The organism is Mycobacterium sp. (assembly GCF_046330795.1).
Taxonomy (GTDB): Bacteria; Actinomycetota; Actinomycetes; order Mycobacteriales; family Mycobacteriaceae; genus Mycobacterium.
Genome location: NZ_JAXLSA010000002.1, coordinates 753,591 through 764,960 on the forward strand (window position 1 = coordinate 753,591; position 11,370 = coordinate 764,960).

Genomic DNA, 11,370 nt, shown 5'->3' on the forward strand with positions numbered 1-11,370 from the left:
ACCCGCCGCCGAGGAAATCATCCGATACGAGAAGGACCCGGCCACTCGGATCGCGACCATCACCTTCGACCGTCCCGAACGGCTGAACGCACCCACCATCGCGGCGCGGGTCCGCTACGCCGACCTGTTGCACCGGGCCAGCATCGACGACGACGTCAAGGTGCTGGTGATCCGTGGCGCCGGCGACGATCTGGGCAGCGGCGCCGACCTTCCCGAATACATGGCGGTGCAGGACGCCGAGGGCCCGGAGGCCGACGCCGCCCGGCTCGCCGAGTACCGGGTGGCGCTCGGGGAGGTCACTGTCCCCCCGAAGGGGTCGCTGCGCCGCGGCGCGAACATCGGGCAGTGGTATGCCAACCCGAACTCCGGGATTCGCGGCCTTCAGGATTTCAAGAAGATCTCGATACTCGAGGTCAAGGGGTACTGCTACGGCTGGCACTTCTATCAGGCCGCCGACGCCGATCTGGTGATCTCCTCGGACGACGCGGTGTTCGGCCATCCGTCCTTCCGATACCACGGCTGGGGTCCACGCATGTGGTGGTGGGCCCAGACCATGGGCATCCGAAAGTTCCAGGAAATGGTCTTCACCGGACGGCCGTTCACCGCGGCGGAGATGTTCGATTGCAATTTCCTGAACGCCGTGGTGCCGCGTGCGGACCTCGAGGCCGAGGTGGCGAAGTACGCGTTGGCCTGCGCGCGCAACCGGCCGACCGACACCGTCTTCATGCAGAAGACGTTCTTCGAGATCATGAAACAGTTCCAGGGCGAGTACCTGGGCAGCATGCTCGCCGGTGTCTTCGAGTCGATCACCGGTGGGGCGCAGCATGATTCGGGAGATCTGCGACTCGGCGACGCGATGGATCGCGGCCTGTCGGGTTCGGTGAAGGACAACGATGCCAAGTTCCCACCGGAGTGGGGGTTGAGCAGGGCCGCCAACCGCGAGACGGCGATGGCACCCGACAAACTCGACAAGCCCAAGAAGCCCAAGAAGAAGAAAAAGAAGAAGGCGTGAACGCACCACTGGACGGCTTCGTCGTCGTCGATCTGTCCGCCGGCATCGCCGGCGGTTACTGCACCAAGATGTTCGCCGACGGCGGTGCCAGCGTCATCAAGGTCGAAGCGCCCGAAGGTGATCCGTTGCGGGCGTGGTCGGCGTCGGGTGCACCCGTCGATGTGGCCGCCGGTGGTGCGTTGTTCAGCTTCCTGGCCTGTTCGAAACGGAGTGTGGTCGTCGACCCGGCCGGCGATCTGCAGGCGGTCGAGGGTCTGCTGGCCGGCGCCGACGCGGTGGTGTGGTCGCCGGGTTCGCGGCTGGCCGCACTGGATTCGCTGCAACCCCAACGGATCTACGAGCGTCATCCGCACCTGGTCGTCACGTCGATCACGCCGTTCGGACTTGCCGGTCCCTGGCACGAGCGACCCGCCACCGAGTTCACGCTCCAGGCGTGGTCCGGTGGGGCGCTGGGCATCGGGCGCGGTGAGCAGTCCCGGGCGCCGGCGCACGTCGGTGGACAGCCGGGGGAGTGGCTGGCCGGCGCGTACGCGGCGGCGTTCACCCTGGCCGCCCGGGCTCGCGGCGGCGGCGAGCTGGTGGACCTCTCAGCGCTGGAGGTCCAGATCCTCGGACTCACCTACTATCCCGTGACCTACTTCGAAATGCTCGGGCGGCCGTGGCGCAGCGAACGCAAACCGACCGTGCCCGGTGTGGCGCAGGCCGCCGACGGGCTGGTGGCACTGGGCTGCGGCACCGCACAGCAGTGGTGGGACCTGTGCGCCATGTCGGGGCATGTGGAGTGGATCGACGAGGCGTCACCGTTGTCGATCACCGAACAGGCCAACCTCCACGCCGACGAGCTGTACGACTGGTTGCGCGGCGAGAACGTTGATGCCGTACGGGAACTGGCGTCGGCCTTCCGGATCCCGAACTCGCCGGTGGCCAATGGTGAGAACGTCGCCGAGATGGATCATTACGTCGCTCGGAACAGTTTCGTCCGCAATCCGCGCGACGGCTTCCTCCAACCGGACCGGGCGTTCCGGTTCACCGGTGTCGAGTTGCCGGCACCGGGACCGGCGCCGCGGCTCGGTGAGCACACGAATGAACCGATGCCCGAACCGCACATCCGGGTGCCGGCCGGAAACGGGTCGACCCTGCCGTTCGAGGGTCTGCGCGTGCTCGACATGACGGCGTTCTGGGCCGGCCCGTCGTGCACCCATCTGCTGGGGATGCTCGGCGCCGAGGTCATCCACCTCGAGTCCACGCCTCGTCCCGACGGCACGCGGTTGATCGCGGGCATCCCGGTGACCGAGCCGCAGTGGTGGGAGCGCTCACCGATCTTCTCGGGCCTGAACACCAACAAGCTCGGCCTGACCCTCGACTTCCAGACCGAGCAGGGCCGAGACCTGTTGCGCCGCTTGATCCCCACCTGCGACGTGATCATCGAGAACTTCACCCCACGGGTGATCGAGCAGATCGGTCTGGACTACGACAGCGTCCGCGCTCTGCGTGAGGACATCATCATGGTCCGGATGCCCGGCTTCGGGCTCGACGGACCATGGCGCGACAATCCGGCGTTCGCCTACATCATCGAGGACGCGTCCGGGTTGAGTTGGCTCACCGGCTATCCGGACCGCACTCCCTACGAGCCCTACTCGATCGGCGACCCCAACGCCGGCATCCACGCACTGATCGGGTTGCAGCTGGCGCTGGAGAACCGTCGCCGTACCGGCCACGGTGCGCTGGTGGAGGCCGCGATGGTCGACGCGGCGCTCAACGTGGCCGCCGAACAGGTCATCGAGTACTCGGCCTACGGCGCGGTGCTGCAACGGGACGGTAACCGCGGCCCCGCGGCCGCACCGCAGAACATCTACCGGTGCGCCGGTGTCGACGAGTTCGGCCGGGAGGACAACTGGGTCGCGATCGCGGTCACGACCGATGCGCAGTGGGCGGCACTGGTGGCCGCGCTGGGCGGGCCGGAGTGGGCGGTCGACCCGCAACTGAGCACGGTAGCCGGCCGGCGGGCGCATCACGACGAGATCGACACCGCACTGGGAGCCTGGTGCGCGTACCGTACCGGCGACGAGATCGTCGAAAACCTCTGGCCGGCAGGTGTTCCCGTGGCAAAGGTGATGCAGCCGCACCGGCAGACCGAACTCGTGCAGCTGGCTGCCCGGGGTTTCTTCGAGCAGGTCGCCCATCCCGTCAACGTGACGGCGCCGCACAGCACGGTGCCGGTACGGCTCACGCAGGAGCCGGCGCAGTACCATCGCGCTCCCGCGCCGTTGCTCGGTGAACACACCGCGGAAATCCTTCGTGGGCTGGGGTGTTCGGATGCCGAGATCGCGCAACTGGACGCCGACGGGGTGATCGGAACCGAGCCGGCGATGGGCGGGCGCAAGGCGAAGCGTTAGGCGCTGGCTCCAATCTGTTCAGCGGTGGTTGCGACGTTGTTCGAGTGGATGTCGCAGGGACCGCTGAGCAGATCGGGAAATGGTCCCGGCTACTCGTCGTCGGCGTCGCGATGGCCGAACGGGCCGAACGGGCCGGGCGGTCCCGGTCGCCGGCCGGGCGCGTGCCCGTGAACACCTTCGGCGTAAGCGGTTTCGGCGTGCTGGCTCAGGTCGATGCCGGATGTCTCGTCCTCGGCGCTGACCCGGAATCCTATCGTCCGGTCGATCAACTTGGCGAGGACGAACGACACCGCAAATGCGTAGACGGCGACCGCGACCACCGAGACGAGTTGCCTGCCCAGTTGGGCCAGACCTCCGCCGAAGAACAGGCCCTGGGCGCCCCCCGTCATCGCGGCGGTGGCGAGTAGCCCGATCAGCAGGACGCCGACGACCCCGCCGACGAAGTGAACGCCCACGACATCGAGTGAATCGTCGTAGCCGAACCGGAATTTCGCGCCGATCGCGAAGGAGCAGGCCACGCCGGCGGCCAGACCGACCACCACGGCACCGAGGGTGTTCACCGTGCCGCACGACGGGGTGATCGCGACCAGGCCGGCGACGACACCCGAGGCGGCGCCGAACGTCGTCGGCTTGCCGTCGCGGACCTGTTCGACGGTGAGCCAACCCAACATGCCCAGGCAGCCGGCCACGAGGGTGTTGAGGAAGATGGCGGCTGCCGTCCCGTTCGCGGCCAGCGCCGAGCCGGCGTTGAAGCCGAACCAGCCGAACCACAGCAGCCCGACGCCGAGCAACACGAAAGGCAGATTGTGCGGCCGCATCGCGTCCTGTTTGAAGCCGATCCGGGGGCCAAGAACCAGTGCCAGGGCCAACGCGGAAGCGCCCGACACGGTTTCGACCACCAGGCCACCCGCGTAGTCGAGGACGCCCAGCCGCGCGAGCCACCCCTGCGGGGACCAGACCCAGTGCGCCACCACCGAATAGACCACGATCGTCCAGATGGGGACGAACACCACCCAGGCCGCGAACCGGGCGCGATCGGCGATCGCCCCGCTGATGAGCGCGGCGGTGATGATCGCGAAGGTCAACTGGAACGTCGCGAACAGCAATTCCGGGACGGTGCCGTGGACGGTGGTTGGACCGATGCCGAGCATGCCGAAGTGCTCGAGGTCGCCGAGCAGACCGCCGCCGGCGTCGCCGGAGAAGCTGATGCTGTAACCCAGGAGCAGCCAGGTCACCGTGACCAGCGGAATGGCGATGAAGCTCATCATGATCATGTTGAGCACGCCGGTGCTGCGCACCATGCCGCCGTAGAAGATCGCCAGGCCGGGGGTCATGAGCAGCACCAGTGCGGTGCTGGCCAGCAGCCAGGCGGTGGCGGCGGGATCGATCGCGTTCAATTCAAGATCTCCTCAGCGCGGTGTGGTTCGCGTGCGGTGAGGGTACCGAGTGAACCTGGCGGGGGATGGCGGCACCCGGTACGCCGACGAGCGTGCGCATCGGTACGTCCGACACCGGTGTGTCGCGTACCAACACGCACGCTCGCGCTTGGGACTTGGGAGAGGACCTCTCGGGGGGCTACTTCAGGCAGCTGCCGGCGTCGACGGGCAGCGTCACACCGGTGACGTAGCGCGACTCGTCGGACGCGAAGAACAGCACGGCGTTGCTGATGTCGCGGGCTTCCACCCACGGGATCGGCAGCGTGTGGAACAGCTGGCAGATGGGCGCCATGTCGTCGGGGCCCGGGTTCTCCAGGTCGGGCCGGAACATCTTGAACGTGCCCTCGTTGTGCAGCATGTCGGTGGCGACGTGCGTCGGGTGCACGCTGTTGACCCGGATCATGTGCTGGCCCAGCTCCACGCCGAACGCCCGCATCAGGCCGACGACGCCGTGCTTGGCGGCGACATAGTTACCGCAGTGCGGGTAGGCCTTCAGCCCGCCCACCGAGCTGGTGAGCACGATCGAGCCGCCGTTACCGCCCGAGATGATATGGGGGACGGCCGCTTTGACGGACTTCCAGACACCCGAGAGATTGGTGTCGATCATCTCGTCCCAGTCGAGCTGACTGGTCTCGTGCAGCACGTCGCCGCCGTTGCCGATACCGGCGTTGGCCACCACGATGTCGAGTCGGCCCAGCTGCTCGACGCCGCTGTCGACCGCTTCCTTGACGCCGGGGAAGTCGCGCACGTCGACCTCGGCGGTGACGATGCGGCGGCCGAGGTTCTTCACCAGATCCGCCGTCTCGGCCAGATCCTCCGGCGTCGAGGCCGGGATCGCCGTCTCGGTGCCCGGGCGGATCGGTCCACAGATGTCGATCGCGATGATGTCGGCGCCTTCTTCGGCCAGTCGCACCGCGTGGCTGCGGCCCTGGCCGCGGGCCGCACCGGTGATGAACGCGACCTTGCCTTCTACACGTCCTGCCATGTCTTCGAATCCTTTTGTCGTGGTTTGGGTTTCAGGTGATTCAGGGGATGAAGGTGGGCATCGATTCCCAGCCGCGCACCGCGGTGGTCTGCGACGGCTTGGCGTTGTCCCAATCGACCTCCCACTCGGGGAAGCGCTTCAGGATCTCCTCCAGCGCGATACGGCCCTCCAGTCGTGCCAGGGCATTGCCCATGCAGAAATGGGTGCCCGCACCAAAGGTCATGTGCGAGTGCTGTTCCCGGTGGATATCGAATACGTCGCCGTTCGGCGGGAACCGGCGGTGGTCCCGGTTGGCGGCACCGACCAGCATCAGCATCGCCGAACCCTCGGGCACGGTGCGGCCGTAGTACTCGACATCGCGGGCGACGTACCGGGCGATCTGCAGCGCGGGCGGCTCCCAGCGCAGGATCTCCTCGATGGCCTGGGGGATCAGGCTCGGGTCGGCTGCCAGCTGGGCGCGCTGGTCCGGGTTCTCGGCCAGCGTCTTTCCGGCCCAGCCGATCAGCCGGGTGGTGGTTTCCGCTCCGGCGGTGGCCACCACGATCAGGTACATCAGCAGCTCATCGCGGGTCAGCTTGCGGACCGTGCCGGTCTCATCGGTGAACTCGGCGTTCAGCAGATCGGTCATGATGTCGTCCGACGGATGCTCGGTGCGGTAGTCGATGAACTCGCCGAACACCTCGCCCGTGGCCAGGAAATCGACCTGATCGCCCTGCAGCGTGGCCTCGCCGTGGTCGGTCACCCGGCGTTGATGCTCCTCGGGAATGCCCAGCAGCATGCCGATGACCCGCATCGGCATCTGCTCGCCGAGGTCGTTGACGAAGTCGAACTTGCCCGTCCCGACCACCGGATCCAGGCACCGTGCCGTGAACTCCCGGATCTGGGGTTCCAGTGCGAGCACCTTGCGCGGGGTGAAAACGCGCGACAGGAGGTTGCGGTGGATGTTGTGGATCGGCGGATCCTCGAAGATCAGCGTGCCGGGCGGGATCTCCATACCGGACTTGATGATCTCGAGCAGTGCGCCGCGACCGGAGATGAAGGTCTCGTGGTCGATGACCGCCTTGTTGACGTCCTCGAACCGGCTGAGCGCGTAGAAGTCGTGCTGCTCGTTGTAGTAGAGCGGCGCCTCTTCCCGGATGCGGGCGAACACCGCGTAGGGGTTCATGTTCAGCTCGACGCTGTACGGATCGTAGTACAGCCCGGCCTCGGTGGAATCAGGTGTGGTAACGGTCATTTCAGCGCTCCACCGTCGGAGCCAGCTTGCTGAAGGTGATGTGGATATCGGTGAGTCCGCGCAGGATGAAGGTCGGTTCGTAGCTGAACCGGCGTGCCTCCGCCGGGCCGTGGAACTCCTCGTCGAGTTTGATGTCGGTCATCCGGTCCAGGATGCGTTCCAGCGACACGCGACCCTCGACGCGGGCCAGTGGGCCGCCGGGACACGAGTGCGCCCCGCGGCTGAACGCCAGGTGCTCACGCACGTTCGGCCGGTCCAGATCGAAGGTGTGCGGGTCGTCGAAGTGCCGCGGATCACGGTTGATGGCACCGGGATTGATCATCAGGACGGTGCCGGCCGGAATGTCGACGCCAGCCAGCTCGGTGTCCTTCTTCGCCAGCCGGAACGCGGACTTCACCGGACTCTCCATCCGCAGCATCTCCTCGACGAACGCCGGGATCCGGGTGCGGTCGGAGCGCAGGCGCTCGACCACCTCGGGATGTTCGGCGAGCACACGCATGGACGCGGACAGCAGCTTGGTGGTGGTCTCCTGGCCGGCGGCGAACAGGAACGTCGCGCTCTTGACCACGTCGATGATTTCCGGGGTGTCACCCTCGGGATACTTGGCGGTGGCCAGCGCGGTCAGGATGTCGTCGCGCGGATTGGCGCGGCGGTCCTCGAGGTAGGCGCAGAACTTGTCCTCGAGCCACTGCAGCGGGTTGTGCTCCATCACGTCGCCCTGCAGCGAGCCGACGGTGTTGCCGGGCCGCGGCGCCAGCATCTGCCGGAACTCCTCGTGGTCCTCCTCGGGCACGCCGAGCAGATCGGCGATCACCAGCATCGAGAACGGCTTGGCGTATTCCTCGAGGAACTCGCACTTGCCGTTGTCGATGATGTCGTCGATGAACTTGTCGGCCAGCGGCCACATGAAGGCCTCGTTCTCCTTGAGCCGTTTGGGCGTCAGGAGGCGGTTGAGCAGTGACCGGGCCCGCGAGTGCTGCGGCGGGTCCATGGTGACCATGTGCTCGCTCATCAGGAACTCGTCACGGTGGGCCTCGATCTGCCCGGTGATGTCGGAACCCTCAGGGGTGAACGGCAGCGGCGGGAAGGGACCGCCGACGGCGATGCACGACGAGAACAGGTCGGCGTCCTTGTAGACCACCGAGGCCTCGTCGTAGCCGGTGACCGCGTAGACCCCGTAGTTGTCCGTCTTCAGCACGGGGCACTGGGCGCGGAGGTGGTCGAAGTACGGATAAGGGTCGGGGACCAGGCTCTGGTCGGTGAAGAAGTCGATCGAGTCGTAGTCGGACGTGGCTTCCGCCGGGGATTCGGGCAACGCGGATCTCCATCAAAGGGCTGACAGGTGCTGAGCACTTGCTTAGCATGTGAGCTGGCACACGGTCAAGATCACCGCGGCGTGAGCTGCGCGTTTACGATGACTCGGAATCGGGCACGGCGACGGAACCAGGCCCCGGACGGAGAGGTAACCATGGCTCACCCCGCTGGTGCGGTCGGAGATCCGCAGACCAGTGCACGCAGACTGGGTGCGCCGGACGCCAAGAATCGCACCGTCCTGCTGGACGCGGCCGAACGTTTGATGGCCGAAGAGGGATACGCGGCGGTGACGTCGCGCCGGGTCGCCGAGCAGGCCGGCCTGAAGCCCCAGCTCGTGCACTACTACTTCCGCACGATGGACGAGCTGTTCCTCGAACTGTTCGGACGCCGCGCCGAGCAGATGCTGCACTACCACCAGCTCGCGCTGCAGGCTCCGCAGCCGTTGTGGGCGCTGTGGGAACTCAACACCGACCCGCAGGGCACGGGGATGACGATGGAGTTCGTCGCGCTCGCCAACCACCGCAAGACGCTCCGCGCCGAGATCGCCCGTTACGCCGAGATCCATCGCACCGAGCAGATCAAGACCATCACCGCGGCGATGGCCCGGTACGACGTGCCGTTCGACGAGTTCAGTCCGACGGTGTTGATGGTGCTGATGACCGGTGCCACCCAGGTGCTGGTGCAGGAGCAGCTGCTGGGGGTGACGGCCGGGCACGACGAGACGCTCCGGTTCGCCGAGAAGTGGCTGACCTTCCTGGAGGGCCCGCGCCAGCTCGACCCCAACTGGCGCAACGGCTGATTTCTCAGTTGTCTCTGCCGCGAGCGTCCGACTTGGTACGCGGCACGCCGACGGGAGCCGTACAGACACGGCCGCTCGCGGGCAGGTGGGGATTACTTCGCGCGGGACATCACCTTGTCGGCCGCGGCCCAATGCTCGTCGGACACCCAGAGTCCCGCGAAGGCCGCGATGGCCTCCTCGGCGGACACTCCGCCCATCACCTTCTTGATGTCGCCCGCGGCGCGATGGGTCAGCGACCGCGCGATGCCTCGCCAGCCCTCCTCGAAGGCGGCCCGGGGGAAGACCTGGTCGACCAGGCCGAGGCGCTCCGCCTCCGCGGCGTCGAGGATGCGTCCGCTGCCGGCCAGCATCAGTGCGCGACCCTTGCCGACCAGGGCGGCCAGCCGCTCGGCACCACCCCAAGCCGGCATGATCTCCAACGTCACCTGATTGAAGCCGATCCGGATGTCGTCGGCCGCGATCCGGATGTCGGCGGCCACGGCCACCTCGGCGCCGCCACCGAGCGCATGCCCGTTGAGGGCGGCGACCACGGGCGCCGGGAAGGCGGCGATGCGATCGCAGATCGTGCGCATCTGCCGGGCCATGTCGGCGGCCTGCTCCTCGGTCCGCAGTTTGGCGAGTTCCTTGAGATCCCCGCCGGACACGAACGCGCGGTCGCCGCCCCCGCGGATCACGAGCGCCAGTGCGCCCTCGGCGCGATCCAGCGCGGCGTCGAGTTGGTCCATGGTCTCGGGGGCGATCGCATTACGGGCCTGCGGGCGGTCGATGGTGATGACGGCCAGACCGTCGGTCAGCTCTAGCTCGACCATGTAGGCATTCTCCAGACTTGATATCGGCATTCTCCAAAACAGAGAATAACATCGGCCCGCGGCGTTAATCCGCGGTACCGCACGCCACGCCGCCTACGGTCGGCTCGATGCCGGTGGCCCCGCGGCGGCGGGAGGACATTGCGGCCGCGGCGCTATGAGAATATGATTCTCACGAACTGGAAAGGAGCATTTCATGGGGCAGCTGTCGCACAAGGTCGACATTCCGTTTCCGCTCTTCGACGCGGACAACCACCTCTACGAGCCGCCGGAGGCGATGACCAAGTACCTCCCCAAGGAGTACAAGGACATCATCCAGTACGTCGAGATCAACGGTCGTACCAAGATCGCGATCCGCGGCCAGATCAGCGAATACATCCCGAACCCCACGTTCTCCGTGGTCGCCAAGCCCGGCGCCTGGGAGGAGTACTTCAAGTTCGGCAACCCCGACGGCAAGAGCAAGCGTGAGCTGTTCGGCGAGCCGATGAAGTCCATCCCCGCGTTCTTCGAGCCGGCTCCGCGGTTGGCGCTGATGGACGAGCTCGGCCTGGACCGCACGCTGATGTTCCCGACGCTGGCCAGCCTGATCGAGGAGCGGCTGCGCGACGATCCGGTCGCCATCCACGTCATCGTTCACTCGCTCAACCAGTGGCTCGACGAGGTCTGGGGCTTCAACTACCAGAACCGGATCTTCACCACGCCGGTCATCACCCTGCCGATCGTCGAGAAGGCCATCGAGGAACTGGAGTGGGCCGTCAAGCGCGGCGCCCGCGCCATCCTGGTCCGCCCGGCGCCGGTGCCCGGGTTCCGTGGCCCGCGGTCGTTCGCGCTGCCCGAGTTCGATCCCTTCTGGGAGCGCTGCGTTCACCACGACGTGTTCGTCGGGATGCACTCGAGCGACAGTGGCTACTCGCGCTACACCTCGGAGTGGGACGGTGGCGCTCAGGAGATGCTGCCGTTCCAGACCAACGCCATGTCCATCCTCAACGAATGGCGCCCGATCCAGGACGCGGTCGCCTCGTGGGTCATCCACGGTGCGCTGTTCCGCCACCCGAAGTTGAAGGTCGGCATCGTCGAGGCCGGTTCGAAGTGGATGTTCCCGCTGCTGGACTCGATGGCCGAGGTGTACAAGAAGGCCCCGGAGGCTTTCCTGGGCAACCCGATGGAGGAGATCAAGAACCGGATCTACGTCAGCCCGTTCTACGAAGAGGGCATCGACGATCTGATCAACCTGGTCGGCGTGGACCAGGTGCTCTACGGGTCCGACTGGCCGCACCCGGAGGGCCTGGCCGAGCCGACCCACTATGTGACCGCACTGGATCATCTGTCGGTCGAGGATCAGGCCAAGATCATGGGTGGCAACCTGGGCCGCCTTGTGACGGTGTGAC

Annotated in this window: 9 protein-coding genes; 4 read left to right on the forward strand and 5 right to left on the reverse strand. The window is 66.8% G+C overall.

Going from position 1 to position 11,370, the window contains the following annotated elements; translation table 11 throughout:
• The first annotated feature begins 16 nt into the window (after nt 1-16).
• Entirely contained in the window at nt 17-1,012 is a 996-nt protein-coding gene (locus U0R18_RS10815; protein ID WP_526368304.1) for an enoyl-CoA hydratase/isomerase family protein, read from the forward strand.
• Nucleotides 1,009-3,408: a CaiB/BaiF CoA-transferase family protein gene (locus U0R18_RS10820; protein WP_526368160.1), complete on the forward strand. Its 2,400-nt coding sequence runs from the start codon at nt 1,009-1,011 to the stop codon at nt 3,406-3,408. The genes U0R18_RS10815 and U0R18_RS10820 overlap by 4 nt, the downstream gene beginning before the upstream one ends.
• An 89-nt stretch (nt 3,409-3,497) precedes the next feature.
• Here the strand turns inward: U0R18_RS10820 and U0R18_RS10825 are convergent, their stop codons facing one another.
• The 4 genes from U0R18_RS10825 to U0R18_RS10840 form a co-directional block, all read right to left on the reverse strand.
• Nucleotides 3,498-4,805 carry an ammonium transporter gene (locus U0R18_RS10825; RefSeq protein WP_526368161.1) on the reverse strand — a complete coding sequence of 436 codons (1,308 nt, stop codon included), beginning with the start codon at nt 4,803-4,805 and terminating at the stop codon, nt 3,498-3,500.
• Nucleotides 4,806-4,983: 178 nt separating this feature from the next.
• Nucleotides 4,984-5,829 (reverse strand): mycofactocin-coupled SDR family oxidoreductase, encoded by an 846-nt coding sequence (locus U0R18_RS10830; protein WP_526368162.1) that lies wholly within the window; start codon nt 5,827-5,829, stop codon nt 4,984-4,986.
• Between the two features lie 40 nt (nt 5,830-5,869).
• Nucleotides 5,870-7,063 (reverse strand): cytochrome P450, encoded by a 1,194-nt coding sequence (locus U0R18_RS10835; RefSeq protein WP_526368163.1) that lies wholly within the window; start codon nt 7,061-7,063, stop codon nt 5,870-5,872.
• A 1-nt stretch (nt 7,064) separates the two neighbouring features.
• Complete coding sequence (locus U0R18_RS10840; RefSeq protein ID WP_526368164.1) at nt 7,065-8,378, reverse strand: cytochrome P450; 1,314 nt, start codon at nt 8,376-8,378, stop codon at nt 7,065-7,067.
• A gap of 153 nt (nt 8,379-8,531) precedes the next feature.
• Between U0R18_RS10840 and U0R18_RS10845 the strand changes: the two genes are divergently transcribed.
• Nucleotides 8,532-9,176, forward strand: a complete 645-nt coding sequence (locus tag U0R18_RS10845; RefSeq protein ID WP_526368165.1) for a TetR/AcrR family transcriptional regulator — start codon at nt 8,532-8,534, stop codon at nt 9,174-9,176.
• A gap of 92 nt (nt 9,177-9,268) precedes the next feature.
• Here U0R18_RS10845 and U0R18_RS10850 read toward each other — a convergent pair whose 3' ends face one another.
• Entirely contained in the window at nt 9,269-9,985 is a 717-nt protein-coding gene (locus U0R18_RS10850) for an enoyl-CoA hydratase/isomerase family protein (protein ID WP_526368166.1), read from the reverse strand.
• Nucleotides 9,986-10,178: 193 nt separating this feature from the next.
• Between U0R18_RS10850 and U0R18_RS10855 the strand changes: the two genes are divergently transcribed.
• Nucleotides 10,179-11,369: an amidohydrolase family protein gene (locus U0R18_RS10855; protein WP_526368167.1), complete on the forward strand. Its 1,191-nt coding sequence runs from the start codon at nt 10,179-10,181 to the stop codon at nt 11,367-11,369.
• Nucleotide 11,370: the final 1 nt, after the last annotated feature.

Bases quoted from the DNA above. Each gene is read 5' to 3' on its own strand.
- U0R18_RS10830 (WP_526368162.1), bottom strand. From the start codon at position 5,829: ATGGCAGGACGTGTAGAAGGCAAGGTCGCGTTCATCACCGGTGCGGCC.
- U0R18_RS10835 (WP_526368163.1), bottom strand. From the start codon at position 7,063: ATGACCGTTACCACACCTGATTCCACCGAGGCCGGGCTGTACTACGAT.
- U0R18_RS10845 (WP_526368165.1), top strand. From the start codon at position 8,532: ATGGCTCACCCCGCTGGTGCGGTCGGAGATCCGCAGACCAGTGCACGC.
- U0R18_RS10850 (WP_526368166.1), bottom strand. From the start codon at position 9,985: ATGGTCGAGCTAGAGCTGACCGACGGTCTGGCCGTCATCACCATCGAC.
- U0R18_RS10855 (WP_526368167.1), top strand. From the start codon at position 10,179: ATGGGGCAGCTGTCGCACAAGGTCGACATTCCGTTTCCGCTCTTCGAC.